Raw genomic sequence first — 16,445 nt, 5'->3', positions numbered from 1 at the left:
TCCGGAGGAAGGGGTGGTGGGTGGATGTTCACTAGGTATTCGACGCGGCTTCCCCGGCGGATGGGAGCTCTTACGCCCATTCCATCCGCACGAAGTGCCGATTCGCATGCTGCAGAACATCGATCACCCGAAGCCCCGCCGCGCGGGCGACCTCGGACGCGGCGGCCACGCCCACACTGGCCCAGGCGAACCAGTCTCCGGCGAGATGCTCCGTCTCCCAGCGCAGGAGTTCGCGGCGAACCCCCGCAGTGGTCGGCGGATCCACCTCGGCGATCACAATTCCGTGTGGTTGCAACAGTTCTCGCGCGCGGCTGAGCACGCGCACGGGTTCGCCGCCGATGCCGATGTTGCCGTCGGCGAGCAGCACCCGGTCCCAGTTCCCCGACCGCGGCAGCGGCGCGAAGATGTCGCTGTGCAACGCAACACCGCCGCGGCGGATCGTGAGTTGCACTGCCGTGACGGATGAATCGACGCCCAGGGCGGTGACACCGGCGGACACGAGTGCCGCGGTGAGCCGGCCCGGCCCGCACCCGAGATCGACGGTCGCACCGTGACACCCCGCGAGCATCACGCGGTCGGCGATCCGATCGGCGAGCGAGGCCGACGCGCCGCCCATCCACCGGTCGAGCGGCAGGGCGCGGCGCGTTCCCGTCGCATCACGCACCCAGCACGGGAGCCCCGCCGACGCCCGCCGCAGCAGAAGGTCGGTGGACATCCCGGTCTTCCTCATGGCCGGCTCACCGCGCCGCCGTCTTTGCGGGACAGTGCGAGTCGGGTGGCGTAGGCGACAGCGGAGACCGCGAAGAACGCGGCGCTGAGCAGCAGCCAGCGGTCGAGATACGGTTCCTGCGTCAACCCCGTCGCCGCAAGATACGCGTCGGCGCCCTGCTCGATGATCCCCGGCAGGAACAGCAGCAGCGTCAGACCGGACGCGAGCGCCGGTATACGAATGTAGTTCAGCGCCGGAACCGTCCGGGACCGTGGGCGCCTCCGCCCCCGCACCGCGTCCAGCCCCGACGTCAGAGACCGGTCGGCGAGCGCGTACAACGGGAACAGCACGAGGTCGTGGGCGATCACCGCACCGAGGAACCACACGGCGATCGACTTCCACCACACGTCCGGATTCCACAGATTCTGCACACCCACCACCGACACCGCGTACCCGGCGAGTGCGAACGTGAACAGCACCGCCAGCAGATGCAGCGGATCGGCTCCATAGACGCGGGCGAATCGGCGCATCTCACGCCTCCCGGAATTCGATGGACTGCACCCATTTGGTGTTGTGGACACCGGGCAGCGCGGGAACGATGATCCGGGCGGGATAGCCGTGGTCGAGGGAGATTTCCGCGCCGTTCACCGCGAGGGCGAGCAGGGCGTCGGAGTCGCGCACCTGATCGGCCGTGAGCACCGCCTGATTGAACGCCCCGGACCGCTCCAGCGACGTCACCTTCGCCGAGCCGAACGCCGTCACCCCCGCGAGGTCCGCGAGGTCACGCAGTCGCACGCCGGTCCACGTCTCGACGGTGGACCACCCCTCGACGCACGCGATCGGGAGGGACGCGGTGTGCGACGGCATCGCGCGCAGCTGACTTCGGCTCAGCTGCACCGGTTCCGCGCCACCCGTCACCGACAGCCGCCAGGTGTTGTCCGTCTGCTCCGGGGTGATCTGCGCGGCCGCGGCCGTCCGGTTGATCTGAAAGTCGTTGGGGCCGTCGCCGTACGAGCGCCCGCGCGGCAGCAGCAGCGCGGCGTTGCGCAGGAACCCGCCGGTGGTCTGCCCGACCGACAGCACCGCGACGAGCGCGGCGCCGCCACCGACGAGGGCGAGGGCGCCGCGCCTGCTGATCGTGGCCGGGGTAGGGTCCTCGGCGACGAGGCCGTTCTCGTCCGCCGGTTCGGGCCGCGTGTCGGCGCGGGATGTGCGCAGCACTTCCCGGAACGAGCGGGACCGCAGCGACCGCACCATCAACGGCACCTTCAGGATCGTGTGCGTCACGAACCCGGCGATGAAGACCCACGCGCCCCAGTAGTGCGCCGTGTAGAAGTCGAAACCGAAGATGTAGTCGTACTGGATGTTCAGGACCCCGGTGATGATCTCGAACAGCGCACCGCCGACCAGGGCGATCAGCGACAGACGTTCGAGGGCCTGCGCCGGTGACCGCACCGGCGGGAACACGAACAGTTTCGGGATCACCGACCACAGTTTGGCGAGCACGATCGGCACCAGGATCAGTCCGAGCCCGACGTGCAGGCCCTGCGTGAGCCGGTACAGCCACGACGGCCGGGTGGGCCACGCGAAATACGGAAGGTGCAGCCAGCCGACGTCGCCGGGCCGGGCCTGCCCGAATTGCGGCCCGTACGCGATGTAGGAGAGCAGTCCCGTGACGATGACGACGGGCAGCCCGATCAGCAGTACGAGTCCGAATACCGAGGTCAGCCACGGTCCGCGCAGTGGACTACGGAGCCGTGGGCCGCGCGAGTGGTCGGTCATCGTGATCAATCCCTCCGGCTCGATCGTCTCGAGCCTCAGAGGTGATTCGGTACCGCCGCCGTGCAGGACGGGTATGCCCTTCGGGCCCGTGAGTACTTGTTAACCGCCGGACGTTAACAAGTACTCACGGGTGGCCGTGCCGGATCTCGTCCCGCGGCCGGTCGTAGCGAACCATCTCGTATCCGATCATCGCGAGCAGGACCGCGGTCAGCACGCCGAGCGTGGCGAGCGCGGGGATGTGCCAGACGACGGGGAGCAGTGCGATCAGCACGACCGCCGTCACGACGCGCGGCACGGTCACCGACCTCGTCGCGTACGCCTTGAAGGCGACCAGCGCGAGGAGGTACAGCGCCGCGCCACCGAACAGTGCGATTAGCGGCCAGCCGTACAGCGGATCCACCAGCCGGTGATGGTTGCCGTCGCCGACGTACGACAGGATCTTCTTCAGACCCAGCGACAGCATCACGATCCCGATCACCATCGGCAGGTGGATGAAGCTGTAGCAGTTGCGGGCGATCTTGATCTGACGCGCACCGGTTGCCTCCTCGAACGCGTGCTCCACGGCCAGGGATGTGACGTCGAAGTACGACCACCACAGCAGTCCCGACACCGCGAGCCCCAGCAGGGACGCGACGATGATCGGCCACGAGATCGGCAGGCTCGCGACGCCGATGCCGATCGACACGATCGACTCGCCCAGCGCGACGATGATGATCAGCCCGTGCCGCTCCGCGAAGTGGCTGACCGATCGCAACCGCCAGTCGGTTCCGCCGACCAGCGTCCCGAGGTAGTCCCCGGCGAGCGCCAGGATCCACATGACGGTCTGCGCGGTGCCGGTGAGCTGCGACGCGACGAGCAGGAACACGGTACCGGTCACCATGCTCGGTGCGAACCGGAGCACCTGGCCGCGCAGTTGCGGGTCCTCGCGGCTGACCACCCAGAACATCACCAGGTGCAGGAGCCGGACGACGAAGTAACCGAGGGCGAAGATGACGGGACCGTCGAGACCGCCGGAGAGGTCGTCGAAGGCCTCGGGGATGGTCAACGCGGTGACGAACATGGCGCCCATCGCCCCGAACATCACGACCCGCACGATGCCCTCGTCGGCGCGCACGAGGTTGCAGAGCCACGCGTACCCCACCCAGCTCCACCACAGCACGGCCATCACCAGGGCGCCGCGCAGCAGATTGACGCTGGTGGGATCGTCGGCCATCAGGTCGGTGACACGGGTGAGCGCGAAGACGAAGACGAGGTCGAAGAACAGCTCGAGCGGCGACACCGACGCTCGCTCTTCGACGAGGCGGGGACGCAAACGATGGGCGAAGGTCACGGGAAGAATGCTGCCACCGGAACGCGGCCCGGCAAAGTCCTACGAACTGCGGCGATCCTCGGGGTCGGGTGTGCTCGTCCGGTCGGGGGTTCCCACCGGGGTGCGGGGAATCCGCCCGGTGAAGAACAGCGCGGCGATGGCGAGGAGCGCGGTGACGGCGTACGCGACCTGAAGTGCTTCGAGTCGGGCGTCGGAATTGATCGCGAGAATCTCCTGGGCGGTGGAGTCCGGAACGGACGCCTCCTTCATGGCCGCGTCCAGTTGGGTGTCGGAGAGGAACGGGACACCGCTCGCCAGTTCGGTGGTGGCCTGCTCCTGCACCGACGGCGGAACGTCGGGGTCGGCCTGGATTCCCGCGACGATCGAGGTGCTGAGGGTCGCGATGAGCACCGATCCGATCAGCGCCGTGCCCAGCGACGCACCGAGGTTCGTGGCCGTGTTCTGCAGGCCGCCGACCTCCGCGCTCTGCGAGTCGGGGACGGCCGAGACCGTGACGGCGCCGAGCTGGGAGGCCAGCGCGCCCAGCCCGAGTCCCATCAGCAGCATCGGCACGGCCACGACACCGGCGTTGGCCCCGGGATCCATGCCGGCCACGAGGATGAGGATGCCGACGATCATCGAGGTCAGACCGAACCGGACCACCGTTCGTGGGCTGGCCGCGGGCCACAGTTTGGGGATTCCGGCGGCGGCCAGCAGCAGGGCGACGGACAGCGGGATGAGCCGGAGCCCCGTCTGGAGTGCGTTGAGTTCGAGCACGACGGACAGGAACAGGGGGACGGTGAAGAAGACGCCGGCCTGAATGGTGAACTGGGCGAAGAACATGGTGAGCCCGCCGGACAGTTGCCGGTTGCGCAACAGCCCGGGGTCGATCAGTGGCTCGCCGCCGGTGGCGGCGAGATGGGATTCCCACCGCAGGAACCCGTAGAGCACGAGCAGGCCGATCAGGACCAGCCACACGACGGGCGACAACCCGAGGACGTCGGGTCCGCCGGGCTTGGGCTGCAGCCAGCCCCATTCGCTCGACCGCAGGACACCGAACACCACCATGCCGAGGCTCACCACCGACAGCGCCGATCCGACCAGGTCCAGGTGCACCTTCGCCGGCGGAACGTCGCTGATGCGGCGCAGCACCAGCAGGATGCCGATGACGATCACCACCTCGCCGGCGAACACGTACCGCCACGACGCGAACGTCGTGACCGCACCGCCGATGAGGGGGCCGGCCGCGACCGCCATCGCCCCGGCCGCGGCCACCAGTCCGTACGCTGCGGGACGCCGCTCGGCGGCGAAGTTCGACGCGACGAGGGCGACGATCGCGGGCATGATCAGCGCGGCGCCGATGCCCTCGAGCAGCGACCAGCCGATCAGCAGCACCGGAAGGTTGGGTGCCAGCGACGTGGTCAGCGAGCCGGCGCCGTAGATGACGAGGCCGAGGCCGAACGCTCGCCGGCGACCGATGATCGTGCCGACCTTGCCGCCGGTGATCATGAGCGTCGCCATCACGAGCGTGTACAGCGTAATGGCCGTCTGGATGCCGGTGATCGTGGTGCCCAGGTCCGAGGCCACCGTGGCCATGGACACGTTCATCACGGAACTGTCCAATGTCATCAGGAACTGGCCGGACGCCAGCACGGTCAGGACGAGACCGGATCCCGCGACCGTCGACGATCTGTTGCCAGTTTCCATGACGGCCATTCTCGCCGGGCAACGGCGCGCGCGTCCCCCGAACGGTGAACCTGTGAGTACTTATTAACCACGGGCGGTTAATAAGTACTCACGGGTGCTACTTGACGCCACCCGCGGTCAGGCCCGACACGATTCGGCGCTGCAGGAGCAGCACGATGATGACGAGCGGGATGGTCACGACCGTTCCCGCGGCCATCACGGACGTGAACGGCTCCTCGTGCGGTTTGCTTCCCGCGAATTGTGCGATGGCGACGGTGGCCGGCTGGGTGATGTCGTTGGACAGCTGACTCGAGATCAGGTATTCGTTCCACGACGCGATGAAGGCGAGGATCGCGGTGGTGAACAGTCCCGGTGCGGCCAAGGGCAGCAGCACCATTCGGAACGCCTGCCGCCTGCTGGCCCCGTCGATCCGGGCGGCCTCCTCGAGTTCCCACGGCAGTTCCTTGAAGAACGCGGTGAGGGTGTAGATGGTGAGGGGCAGCACGAACGAGATGTTCGGGATGATCAGCGCCTGATACGTGCCGAACCAGCCCATCGACGTGAACAGCTGGAACAGCGGTGTCAGGACGGCGACCCCCGGGAACATCGACGCGGCCAGGATGATCCCGAGGACCGCGTGTTTGCCCCGGAACTGCAACCGCGCCAGCGCGTACGCGGTGCCCACCCCGACGATCAGGCCGATCGCGGTGGTGACGGCGCCGATGATCGTGCTGTTGACGAGTGCCCGGGCGAAGTGGTTGCCCGCGTCCGTGGAGAACACGTTCGCGAAGTTGTCCAGCGTGACGTGGGTGGGCCACGGGGTGGTGTCGAACGTGTAGTCGGAGTCCCGGAAGGCGGTGACCACCATCCAGTAGACGGGGGCCAGACCCCAGACGACGATCACCGCGAGGCCCGCGTACGTGCGGATCGATGCGAGCGACGGTCCCCGGCGCCTGCGTGCCACCGTGGGCCGGGATGTTCCCGGTGTGACGAGTGCTGTGGACATGGGTCAGGCCTTTCGCTGCTGCTCTTGGGTGTCGATCACGTTGACGCCCATCACCTTCACGAGCACGTAGGCGACGGCGAAGATGAACAGGAACGTGATCGTGGAGAGGGCGGACGCGCTGTTGAATCCCTGGCGCATCTGGTCGATCACGAGGATCGACAGTGTGGTGGTGGCGGTGCCGTCGCCGCCACCGCCGCCGGTGAGGATCGCCGGGAGGTCGTAGATCCGCAGGACGTCGAGGACGCGGAAGAGGACCGCCACCAGGATGGCCGGCTTGATGAGGGGCAATGTGATCGAACGGAACCGCTGCCACGCGCCGGCGCCGTCCATCCGTGCCGCCTCGTATACCTCGGCGGGCACCATCTGCAGTCCGGCGAGGATCAGCAGCGCCACGAACGGGGTGGTCTTCCAGGCGTCGGCGATCACGACGGCGAACCGGGCCGGCCACGTGTCACCTGTCCACAGGATGTCCGTGCCGAGCAGTTTGTTAGCGATGCCGTCGTAGGCGAAGACGAAGTACCACAGTTTCGCGGTGACGGCGGTGGGGATGGCCCACGCGACGAGAATGCTGGTGCGCAGCAGTGCCCGGCCGCGGAACGCCCGGTTCATGATGGTGGCGAACCAGAGTCCCAGCGCGACCTCGATGGTGACGGTGACGACGGTGAAGAACACGGTGACCCACATCGACTGCCAGAACAGCGAGCCCAGTGTGCCGCCGGGGCAGGACACGGAGGCCCCGGTCGTGTCGGTGCACCGCTGGAACAGCCAGTGCGTGTAGTTCGACAGTCCCGCGAAGCCCTGGTCGACGAATTTGCCGGTGGCGGGGTCGATGGTCGGATCCTTGAACAGCGACATCACCATCGCACTGACCACCGGGTACAGGACGACGATGCCCAGCAGGATCATGGTCGGCAGAACGAGGAGCATCGCTGCCTTGCTGCGTCCCTTCCGGGGCCGCGGCGGCGCTTCGGACGAATCCGGTTGCGGGACGACCTCGGTCGTCGGTTCCGAGAGTTCGTGAACGGTCATCGGCTTGTCTCCTCTAGGACCCGGCCGCGGCGATCGCGGACTGGATGTCGGCGGCGGCCTGGTCCACCGTCTTCTCGCCCTTGATCGCGGCGTACGCGTTGTTCTGCACGGCCCGGGTGACCGCGGGATAGAACGGGGTGACCGGCCGGGTCACGGCGTTCTCGATCGACGTCTTCAGCGTGGGGATGTACGGGTACTGCTCGATCAGTTCCGGGTCGTCGTAGACGTCGGCGCGGACGGGGGCGAGCGATCCCTGCGACAGGAAGAACGCCTGCGACTTCTTCTCCAGGAAGAACTTCAGGAAGTCGGACGCGGTGGCCTTGTGCTCCGAGTACACGTTGATCGCGGCGCTGTGCCCGCCGAGTGTGGAGTGACCGGGCCCGTTCTTCCCGGGCAGCGGCGCCACCGCGAACTTGCCGGACACCGCGGAACTGCCCTGCCCGTTCATCAGGCTGTACGCGTACGGCCAGTTGCGCATGAACAGCAGGTCGCCGCTCTGGAACGCCTGCCGGGCCTGCTCTTCCTGGAACGTGACGGACTCGCGGGGGATCGCACCCGAACGGTACGCGTCGACGAGCGACTGCAGCCCCGCCTTGGCTTCCGGGGTGGTCATCGTCGGGGTCACGCCGTCCGGTGCGAGGATCGACCCTCCTGCCGTGTTGATGGCCTCGGACGCGTTGACGGTCAGGCCCTCGTACTTGGCGTACTGGCCTGCGTAGCATCCGATTCCGGTCTGCTGCGCCGTCCCGCACGCGCCGACCAGTTCATCCCACGTGGCGGGCGGGTGATCCAGCAGGTCGGTGCGGTAGTAGAGCAGGGCGCCGTCACTGGTCTGCGGTGCCGCGTACAGGACACCCCCGTACGTGGCCCCCGCGACGGTGGCGGGGAGCAGGCCGGACGTGTCGATCGCCATCGGGCCCTCGAGCGGTTGCAGCCATCCGCGGGCCGCGAATTCGGCGGTCCACACGACGTCGACGACGGCAACGTCGTAGCCGGGGTCACGGGACTGGAAATGCTGCACCAGGTCCTCGTGCTGCTGGTCGGCCTGGTCGGACTGCTCCTTGAACGTCACCTCCTCACCGGGGTGGGCGGCGTTCCACTCGTCGATCAGCGGCCGGACGACGTTGGAGTTGTCCTTGCCCTGCACGTAGGTGATGGGCCCGCGGCCGTCGAGGTTCAGCTTCTCCGCCTGCGCGGCGGCGTCGATGCCCTGATCGGCGCACGACGTCGCCGCGAACAGGACCCCGACGGCCACCGCGGCGGCGGCGACGCGCTTCATCGTGATTCACCCGAGCCCGGTTCCGACAGCCACACCGCGGCGTCGGACGGGAGCAGTCCGCCGGTGATGCCGGCGATCGAACCGAGCACCACGGTCGAGCCCCCGGGAAGGGCGGCCGGTTCGGTGCCGGTGTTCACCCAGCACTGCACTCCGCCGCGTGCGAACGCGAGAACGCCGGGCGGGGTGTCGAGCCACTCGACGCCGTGCGGGGTGTCGAAGTAGTCGGGTCGCAGTTCCAGCGCCCGGCGGTACAGCGTGAGGACCGACTCGGGGTGGCCTGCCTGCGCTTCCGCGGTGTGCGGGGCCCAGTGCCCGGGCTGCGGAAGCCACGTGTCCTCCTCCGCGTCGAACGGGGAGAAGCCGTACGGCACTGCGTCGTTCGACCACGGGATCGGCACCCGGCAGCCGTCGCGGCCGCAGTCGGTGAAGCCGGTCTGGAACCACGTCGGATCCTGGCGGACGTCGTCGGGTAGGTCCTCGACCTCTTCCAGTCCGAGTTCCTCGCCCTGGTAGATGTACGCGGTGCCGGGCAACGCCAACTGCAGCAGCGCGGCGGCGCGGGCACGGCGCCTGCCCAGGTCGTGGTTGGGTTCCTCGAGCGCCCAGCGGGCGCGCTCCCAATCGGTTTCGACGAGGTGGTCGGGCTGCGAGCGGGAGTAGCGGGTGACGGTGCGGGGCACGTCGTGGTTGGAGAGCACCCAGGTGGCGGGTGCGCCGACGGTGGCCGCCTGCTCGAGCGCGTCGTCGATCACGGCGCGAATGCTGTCCGAACGCCACGGGGCGCGCAGGAAGTCGAACTGGAACGCGGTGTGGAGTTCGTCGGGGCGCAGGTAGCGGGCCAGCCGGTCGTTGCCGGGAACCCAGGCCTCGGCGACGAAGACGCGGTCGTCGTAGGCGTTGGCGACGGCCCGCCAGCCCCGGTACACCTCGTGGACGGCGTCCTGGTCCCACGCGGGGTGCGGGTCGGTGTGCTGCGAACCGGGAAGGCGCTCACCGGCATCGGGGAGTGCGGGGTCCTTGGCCAGGCCGTGGGCGACGTCGATGCGGAAGCCGTCGACGCCCTTGTCGAACCAGAAGCGCAGGATGTCCTCGAACTCCGCACGGACCTCGGGGTGCTCCCAGTTGAGGTCGGGCTGCGCGGGGGCGAACAGGTGCAGGTACCACTCGCCGGTGTCGAGGCGGCTCCACGCGGGACCGCCGAATGCGCTCTGCCAGTCGTTGGGCGGCTCGTCACCCGCGGGGCCGCGGCCGGGCCGGAAGATGTAGCGCTCGCGTGCTCCGGGCTCGTCGCGGAGTGCCGCCTCGAACCAGCGGTGCTCGCTGGAGGTGTGGTTGGGCACGATGTCGAGGATCACGCGGATCCCCAGCTCGTGGGCCTCGGCGATGAACGCCTCACCCTCGGCGAGCGTGCCGTACGACGGCTCGATGTCGCGGAAGTCGGCGACGTCGTAGCCGGCGTCGGCCATCGGCGACGGGTACCAGGGGTTGATCCACACGGCGTCGACGCCGAGGTCGGCGAGGTAGGGCAGCTTGGAACGCAACCCGGTGAGGTCGCCGATGCCGTCGCCGTTCCCGTCGGCGAAGCTGCGGATGTAGACCTGGTAGACGACGGCCGTCTTCCACCAGGCTTCGGGGTGCCGGTTCGCGACGGTGGTTGCGGTCGACTCCACGGACTGGGTCATCGAATCTCCTCGGTGCGGGGATGGGATGGGCGAATGTGATGCGTAAACGTTTGCGTAATGAGCGTGAGGCACGTCACAGGGTGCTGTCAACTCGAACGAGGTGATTTCTTTTTCGCACTACAACGCCTTGCGTTGCGTGAGGAATTTACGCAAATATTTGCGTTGCTCGCTTACTGTGGGAACGTGATCCCTAAGCAGTCCGTGAACATGGCCGACGTCGCGCGCCGCACCGGCGTCTCGATCGCCACCGTCTCCCGTGCGCTGCGCGGCGAGAAGGGCGTCTCCGAAGCGACACGGCTGCGGATACAGCGGATCGCCGACGAGTTGGCGTACGTCATCTCACCCGAGGCGTCGAAGCTGTCGGGCGGTGCGACGGGCCGGGTGGCCGTCGTCGTGCCGTGGATCGACGCCTGGTTCTACTCGCGGATTCTCGCCGGCATCGAACACGAACTCCGCGCCGCCGACCTCGACGTCATGCTGTACTGCCTCGAGGAGTCGTCCCAGCGCGAATCGTTCTTCGAACGGCTTCCGTTGCGCCGCAAGGTCGATGCGGTCATCGCCGTGGCGTTTCCGCTGACCGGGCCGGAGCGGGCGCGGCTCGAGGAGATGGACGTGACCGTGGTGGTCATCGGTGCGCACGCCGGTGACTTCCCGTCCGTCCGGATCGACGACGAACTGGCCGCGCGCCAGGCCGTCGGGCATCTGATCAGGATCGGCCACACGCGGATCGGCATGATCCGCACGGTCGACCCGGAGGGGCAGTCCTGGGAGGGCGACATCGCCCGGGTCGCGGGTTTCCACGGTGCGCTCGCCGACGCCGGACTCGACGACGACTGCATCGCGACCGTGCCCTGGGGCATCGAGGGCGGCGAGCGCGGCATGGAACTGCTGCTCAGCCGCGCCGACGTGCCCACCGCGGTGTTCTGTCACTCCGACGAGGTCGCCGTCGGAGCGCTACGCACGCTGCGGCGAGCGGGGATACCCGTCCCGGCCGGGATGTCGGTGATCGGCATCGACGATCACCCGACGGCCGAACTGGCCGACCTGACCACGGTCCGGCAACCGGTGGCAGAGCAGGGAGTGGAGGCGGGCCGGGTGGTCGTGGACCTGCTGAGCGGCCGGGAACCGGCGGAACGGGCGGTCGTGCTCCCGACCCACCTGGTGGTCAGGGGCTCGACCGCCCGTCCCGCGGAACACTGAGGTCAGCGCACCAGGCGCTCACCCGCCGCGTCCGTGGCGAAGAGGTGCGCGTGCGCCTCGTCGACGCGAACGTGCACGACCTGACCCTTCTCGGGCGGGTTGCGCCAGTCGACGCGCGCGACCAGGTTCTCGGTACGTCCGTGAACGGTGGTGCGGCCGAACACGAATGCCTCGGAGCCGAGCTCCTCGACGACGTCGATCTCGAGTTTCAGTCCGCCGGAATCGGCGATCTCGACGTGCTCGGGACGGATCCCGAAGATCACCTCGCGGCCCGCCGCCGTGAGCGCGTCGCGGGGGACGGGCACCAGCTGGTCGCCGATCAGCACGCCGCCGTCGGTGACGGGCACGGTGAACAGATTCATCGACGGTGAGCCCATGAACCCGGCGACGAACACGTTCGCGGGCCTGCGGTAGAGCTCGCGGGGGGAGGCGCACTGCTGCAGCACGCCGCCCTTGAGGACGGCGACGCGGTCGCCCATCGTCATGGCCTCGACCTGGTCGTGGGTGACGTAGACGGTGGTGGTGCCGAGGCGGCGCTGCAGCTGGGCGATCTGGGTACGGGTCTGCACGCGCAGTTTCGCGTCGAGGTTCGACAGCGGCTCGTCCATCAGGAACACCTGCGGTTGCCGGACGATGGCGCGGCCCATGGCGACTCGCTGCCGCTGGCCGCCGGACAGGGCCTTGGGCTTGCGGTCGAGGTAGGCGCCGAGGTCGAGCATGTCGGCGGCCTCCGCGACGCGGGTGCGGATCTCGGACTTGTCGGTGCCTGCGAGTTTGAGGGCGAAGCCCATGTTCTCGGCGACGGTCATGTGCGGGTAGAGCGCGTAGTTCTGGAAGACCATCGCGATGTCGCGGTCCTTGGGTTCGGCGTGCGTGACGTCGCGGCCGCCGATCAGGATCTGACCGCCGTCGACGTCCTCGAGTCCGGCGAGCATCCGCAGCGACGTGGATTTTCCGCAGCCGGACGGGCCGACGAGGACGAGGAATTCACCGTCCTCGATGTGCAGGTCGAGTTGATCGACGGCGGGGACGTCGGACCCGGGAAAGAGCCTGGTCGCGCGGTCGTACGTGATTGTTGCCATGAGAAATGAATCCCTCCACCGGCAGGAACGTGCCGGACGATCCGAGTGTCAGGGGCGTGTCGGCAGACGCCGACGGAGAAGAACTATGGCCTAGATCACAGGCCGTGTCCAGTCGAGGATGAACGGCCTTTGTTCTTAAAAAGACTGAAGTATGTATTGATGAAAATCCAAAGGTCCTCTACTGTCAGCGTGACACCCCTCACTCGCAGATTTGAAGAGGACACGAGACATGGCTCTGACAATTGGCATCGACGTGGGTGGCACGAAGATCGCTGCCGGCGTGGTCGACACCGACGGAGTCATCCACCGGATGGTGCGTCGTGACACCCCGTCCCACGATGCGCGCGGCGTCGAGAACGTCATCGCCGAACTCGTCCGGGATCTGGCCGATACCCATCCGGTCCAGGCCGTCGGCATCGGCGCGGCAGGCTTCGTCGCCGCCGACCTCAGCACCGTGCTGTTCGCCCCGAACCTCGCCTGGCGCAACGAACCGCTGGGTGCGGTGGTCGAAGCGGCGTGCGGATTGCCGACGGTGGTGGAGAACGACGCCAACGCCGCGGCCTGGGGCGAAGCGCGCTTCGGGGCCGGGCGGACGGGACAGACCGTCGTCGTGCTCACCGTGGGAACCGGGATCGGCGGCGGCATCGTCGTCGACGGCGTCCTCCACCGCGGCAAGTTCGGGGTGGCCGCGGAGTTCGGGCACCTCAACGTCGAACCGCACGGCCGCCGGTGCGGCTGCGGCAACCACGGCTGCTGGGAGCGTTACGCCAGCGGGCGGGCACTGGTCCGGGAAGCGCAGGACCTCGCGAACGTGTCGCCCGGTTTCGCCGCCGACCTGCTTGCCCGCGCCGGCGGCAGGGCGGACGCCATCACCGGCCTGCACATCACCGCTGCAGCGCAGGACGGTGACCCCGCGGCGCTCGAATGTTTCCGGGTGATCGGTTCCTGGCTGGGGCACGGCATGGCGGACATCGCCGCGTTCTTCGACCCCGACCTGTTCATCATCGGCGGGGGAGTCTGCGAGGCCGGTGAACTGCTGCGCGGTCCCGCCGCCGCCGCGTTCGAGAACCGTCTCACCGGACGCGCACATCGACCGGTCGCCGAGGTGCGACTGGCGGAACTCGGCGCGAACGTCGGCATCGTCGGCGCCGCCGATCTGGCCCGGGAACGCGTTCTCGGGCTTGCACACAACGGCTCACGAGTATCTGGAGGAGTGCAATGTCCAATCGGTTGAGTCTTCCCATTCCGGTCGCCGAGGTGTGGGACTGGCAGAGGGACGCCGCGTGCCGCGGCTACGAATCGTCCACCTTCTTCCACCCCGACCGCGAACGTGGCCGGGCCCGCGAGATGCGGGACTTCCGCGCCAAGATGATCTGCCGCGGCTGCCCCGTGCTGGTGCAGTGCCGGGAGCACGCACTCAGTGTCGGTGAACCGTACGGCATCTGGGGTGGTCTCTCCGCGAACGAACGCGAAGAACTGCTCGCCAATCACGACGGCCGGGTCGACGAGGCCGTCGCCGAATCGTTCGGGTTCGACCTGGCGCGCCAGGCCTGAGCGGTCAGCTGCCCGCAGGCAGCATGACCACCCGGCTGTTGTCGGTGTCCGCGACGTACACGTCGCCCCGGCTCGACACGGCGATCCCTTCCGGCTGGTCCAGGCCGGTGAACGGGAGGACCTCCTGCTCGTCCGAACCGGCGGGCAGCCGCAGAATGCGGTTGTGGTTCTGGTCGATCGCGTACACGGTTCCCTCGTCGTCGACCGCGACACCACCGACGCTCTGGAGGTCGGTGAACGGCAGGAAGCTCTGGGCGCGGGTGGCGGCGTTCCACGCGAGCACCTTGTTGGGCGTGCCGACGTAGAGGTCGCCCTGCTCGCCGACGGCGACGGCGAACGGGCCGATCACCGACAGCGGTACCGCGACAGGGGCGGCGGTGACGTCGCGCAGGGCCAGCACCCGGTTGTTGAGCGTGTCCGCGACGTACAGCGTCCCGTCCGGTCCGAGCGCGATTCCGAACGGCTGGTTCAGCCCGCCGAACGGCATCGGTACCTGGGTGCTGCCGTGCAGCATCGTCACGGTGTTGGTCACGAGGTCGGAGACGTACACGTCGCCGGACGTGCTGACCGCGACTCCCTGCGGAACCTCGAGTCCGGTGAAGGGAAGGACCGTCTGCTCGTAGGACCCGGCCCGCACCTCCAGAACCTGCTTGGCCGCGCTGTCCGCGATGTACAGGTTCCCGCTGCCCGACACCGCGAGCCCGGCCGGGCCCTGCAGGCCGGTCAGCGGGAGCACCACCTGACTGTCCGGCGACTCCTCGCCCGGCCAGACGACGTAGGCGACAGCGGCGGCGACGAGGACAACCGCCAGGAGAGCGGCGAGCAGCCAGCGTTTCCGCCGCCACCGGCCCCCGACCGTGGTCGGTGCCGTCGGCTCCGCACCCGGCTCGGCATCGGGCCGGGTCACGGCGGGACGGCTCGTTCGGGTGGTCGCGGCGGAGTCGGCGAGGGCGGCGGGACGGGTGACGCTGCCCGGCCCGTCCCACTCGATCGCGTGGACGGCGTCGCTGAACTCACGACACGTCGAGTAACGCTCCTCGCGGTCCTTGGCCATGGCGCGCGCGACGACCGCGTCGACCCCGGCCGGCAGCCCGGGGCGCACCACGCTCGGCTTGGGAATCGGCCCGTTCAGATGGCCGTGCATCACCGAGGACGCGGTGGTCCCGGGATACGGCGGTTCGTTGGTGAGCAGATGGAAGAAGGTGCAGCCCAACGCGTAGATGTCGACGCGGTGGTCGAGCTTCTGGCCCTCGATCTGCTCGGGCGCCGCGTAGTGCAGCGTCGCCACCAGCATCCCGGTGCGGGTCAGCTGATGCGTTTCGTCGAGGGCCTTGGCGGTGCCGAAATCGGTGAGCAGCACCCGTTCGGGGTCGCCCGGCGCGAGCAGGATGTTCGCCGGCTTCACGTCGCGATGCAGAATCCCGGCCTCGTGCGCGTGGTCGAGAGCCCTCCCGGTCTCGCTGACGATGTGCACGGCGCGCTCGACGTCCAGTGCCCCGGAGCTGAGCGCTCTCCTGGCGTCGACGCCGGGCACGTACTGCATCGCGATCCACAACCTGCCGCCCTCGCGGCCGCGGTCGTGGACGGTGACGATGTTGGGATGGTCGAGATGGGCGGCGTGGTCCGCTTCCGATTCGAAACGCGACCGGACGTAGTCGTCGCTCGTCCACGACGTGTCGAGCAGTTTGAGAGCGACCTTGCGCGGCAGGTTGGGATGCTGGGCGAGGTAGACGGTACCCATCCCGCCTCGTCCCAGAACCCGTTCGATCACGTAGCCGGCAAACACCGTGCCCGGTTCGAACTCGCCGCTCACTCGGCTCACCGCCTCCCGGGACCCTTCACCATTGAACCCCGCAGCCCGGTCAGTCCGGTAGCCTGCGCATCTCGATGACGGTCAGTCCCAGCGCGTCGAAGCGGGCCAGCATGCCGCGGAGATCCGTCGGGCCGTCGACCGGGCCGTAGAGCGTCGTGTCACCGGTCGTGACGTCCGAGACGTCCAACTCGGGGAAGGCCGCCAGCACCCGATCGGACAGGGCGCCGCTGATCAGGAAGGCGTACCTGACCTTGCCCGGCCAGTTCGATTCAGGACGCACCACGGCGGGCTCCTTCATTCACATCGTCGTTCCA

Annotated in this window: 15 protein-coding genes; 3 read left to right on the top strand and 12 right to left on the bottom strand. The window is 68.5% G+C overall.

Features of this window, described 5'->3' with window-relative positions; genetic code table 11:
- Positions 1-70: 70 nt before the first annotated feature.
- The 9 genes from JWS13_RS21780 to JWS13_RS21740 form a co-directional block, all read right to left on the bottom strand.
- Positions 71-715, bottom strand: a complete 645-nt coding sequence (locus tag JWS13_RS21780; RefSeq protein ID WP_241032263.1) for a methyltransferase domain-containing protein — start codon at positions 713-715, stop codon at positions 71-73.
- 11 nt (positions 716-726) lie between these two features.
- Complete coding sequence (locus JWS13_RS21775) at positions 727-1,239, bottom strand: hypothetical protein (protein WP_206007431.1); 513 nt, start codon at positions 1,237-1,239, stop codon at positions 727-729.
- A gap of 1 nt (position 1,240) precedes the next feature.
- Positions 1,241-2,491 (bottom strand): molybdopterin-dependent oxidoreductase, encoded by a 1,251-nt coding sequence (locus tag JWS13_RS21770; protein WP_206007430.1) that lies wholly within the window; start codon positions 2,489-2,491, stop codon positions 1,241-1,243.
- Between the two features lie 124 nt (positions 2,492-2,615).
- Entirely contained in the window at positions 2,616-3,821 is a 1,206-nt protein-coding gene (locus JWS13_RS21765; RefSeq protein ID WP_206007429.1) for a low temperature requirement protein A, read from the bottom strand.
- A 39-nt stretch (positions 3,822-3,860) separates the two neighbouring features.
- Positions 3,861-5,507 (bottom strand): MFS transporter, encoded by a 1,647-nt coding sequence (locus JWS13_RS21760; protein WP_206007428.1) that lies wholly within the window; start codon positions 5,505-5,507, stop codon positions 3,861-3,863.
- Positions 5,508-5,604: 97 nt separating this feature from the next.
- Entirely contained in the window at positions 5,605-6,492 is an 888-nt protein-coding gene (locus tag JWS13_RS21755) for a carbohydrate ABC transporter permease (protein ID WP_206007427.1), read from the bottom strand.
- Between the two features lie 3 nt (positions 6,493-6,495).
- Positions 6,496-7,521, bottom strand: coding sequence for a carbohydrate ABC transporter permease (locus JWS13_RS21750; protein WP_206007426.1), 1,026 nt, complete (start codon positions 7,519-7,521; stop codon positions 6,496-6,498).
- 13 nt (positions 7,522-7,534) lie between these two features.
- On the bottom strand, positions 7,535-8,800 hold the full coding sequence (locus tag JWS13_RS21745; RefSeq protein ID WP_206007425.1) for an ABC transporter substrate-binding protein: 1,266 nt from the start codon (positions 8,798-8,800) through the stop codon (positions 7,535-7,537).
- The gene (locus JWS13_RS21740) at positions 8,797-10,482 is read right to left on the bottom strand and encodes a glycoside hydrolase family 13 protein (RefSeq protein WP_206007424.1); all 1,686 of its coding nucleotides are present in this window, start codon (positions 10,480-10,482) and stop codon (positions 8,797-8,799) included. Before JWS13_RS21740 ends, JWS13_RS21745 begins: the two co-directional genes overlap by 4 nt.
- A gap of 183 nt (positions 10,483-10,665) precedes the next feature.
- Here JWS13_RS21740 and JWS13_RS21735 point away from each other — a divergent pair, with 183 nt between their 5' ends.
- Positions 10,666-11,682 carry a LacI family DNA-binding transcriptional regulator gene (locus JWS13_RS21735; RefSeq protein WP_206007423.1) on the top strand — a complete coding sequence of 339 codons (1,017 nt, stop codon included), beginning with the start codon at positions 10,666-10,668 and terminating at the stop codon, positions 11,680-11,682.
- Between the two features lie 2 nt (positions 11,683-11,684).
- On the opposite strand, the gene JWS13_RS21730 is transcribed toward JWS13_RS21735, so the two are convergent.
- Positions 11,685-12,764: an ABC transporter ATP-binding protein gene (locus JWS13_RS21730; protein WP_206007422.1), complete on the bottom strand. Its 1,080-nt coding sequence runs from the start codon at positions 12,762-12,764 to the stop codon at positions 11,685-11,687.
- A gap of 229 nt (positions 12,765-12,993) precedes the next feature.
- Here JWS13_RS21730 and JWS13_RS21725 point away from each other — a divergent pair, with 229 nt between their 5' ends.
- Together JWS13_RS21725 and JWS13_RS21720 are read left to right on the top strand one after the other, a co-directional pair.
- Complete coding sequence (locus JWS13_RS21725; RefSeq protein ID WP_124390268.1) at positions 12,994-13,998, top strand: ROK family glucokinase; 1,005 nt, start codon at positions 12,994-12,996, stop codon at positions 13,996-13,998.
- Positions 13,983-14,318, top strand: a complete 336-nt coding sequence (locus JWS13_RS21720) for a WhiB family transcriptional regulator (RefSeq protein WP_124390269.1) — start codon at positions 13,983-13,985, stop codon at positions 14,316-14,318. Before JWS13_RS21725 ends, JWS13_RS21720 begins: the two co-directional genes overlap by 16 nt.
- Positions 14,319-14,322: 4 nt before the next feature.
- On the opposite strand, the gene JWS13_RS21715 is transcribed toward JWS13_RS21720, so the two are convergent.
- Both JWS13_RS21715 and JWS13_RS21710 read right to left on the bottom strand, forming a co-directional pair.
- On the bottom strand, positions 14,323-16,131 hold the full coding sequence (locus JWS13_RS21715) for a serine/threonine-protein kinase PknD (RefSeq protein ID WP_206007421.1): 1,809 nt from the start codon (positions 16,129-16,131) through the stop codon (positions 14,323-14,325).
- A gap of 49 nt (positions 16,132-16,180) precedes the next feature.
- Positions 16,181-16,429, bottom strand: a complete 249-nt coding sequence (locus JWS13_RS21710) for a hypothetical protein (protein WP_072938116.1) — start codon at positions 16,427-16,429, stop codon at positions 16,181-16,183.
- Positions 16,430-16,445 lie beyond the last annotated feature (16 nt).

Origin of the sequence: Rhodococcus pseudokoreensis, assembly GCF_017068395.1 — a bacterium.
Taxonomy (GTDB): Bacteria; Actinomycetota; Actinomycetes; order Mycobacteriales; family Mycobacteriaceae; genus Rhodococcus_F; species Rhodococcus_F pseudokoreensis.
The sequence above is the reverse complement of the archived record's forward strand: the minus strand, read 5'-3'. Positions and strand labels throughout refer to the sequence as shown.

Bases quoted from the DNA above. Each gene is read 5' to 3' on its own strand.
- JWS13_RS21780 (WP_241032263.1), bottom strand. From the start codon at position 715: ATGTCCACCGACCTTCTGCTGCGGCGGGCGTCGGCGGGGCTCCCGTGC.
- JWS13_RS21745 (WP_206007425.1), bottom strand. From the start codon at position 8,800: ATGAAGCGCGTCGCCGCCGCCGCGGTGGCCGTCGGGGTCCTGTTCGCG.
- JWS13_RS21750 (WP_206007426.1), bottom strand. From the start codon at position 7,521: ATGACCGTTCACGAACTCTCGGAACCGACGACCGAGGTCGTCCCGCAA.
- JWS13_RS21770 (WP_206007430.1), bottom strand. From the start codon at position 2,491: ATGACCGACCACTCGCGCGGCCCACGGCTCCGTAGTCCACTGCGCGGA.
- JWS13_RS21730 (WP_206007422.1), bottom strand. From the start codon at position 12,764: ATGGCAACAATCACGTACGACCGCGCGACCAGGCTCTTTCCCGGGTCC.
- JWS13_RS21720 (WP_124390269.1), top strand. From the start codon at position 13,983: ATGTCCAATCGGTTGAGTCTTCCCATTCCGGTCGCCGAGGTGTGGGAC.
- JWS13_RS21755 (WP_206007427.1), bottom strand. From the start codon at position 6,492: ATGTCCACAGCACTCGTCACACCGGGAACATCCCGGCCCACGGTGGCA.
- JWS13_RS21710 (WP_072938116.1), bottom strand. From the start codon at position 16,429: ATGAAGGAGCCCGCCGTGGTGCGTCCTGAATCGAACTGGCCGGGCAAG.
- JWS13_RS21740 (WP_206007424.1), bottom strand. From the start codon at position 10,482: ATGACCCAGTCCGTGGAGTCGACCGCAACCACCGTCGCGAACCGGCAC.
- JWS13_RS21775 (WP_206007431.1), bottom strand. From the start codon at position 1,239: ATGCGCCGATTCGCCCGCGTCTATGGAGCCGATCCGCTGCATCTGCTG.
- JWS13_RS21760 (WP_206007428.1), bottom strand. From the start codon at position 5,507: ATGGAAACTGGCAACAGATCGTCGACGGTCGCGGGATCCGGTCTCGTC.
- JWS13_RS21725 (WP_124390268.1), top strand. From the start codon at position 12,994: ATGGCTCTGACAATTGGCATCGACGTGGGTGGCACGAAGATCGCTGCC.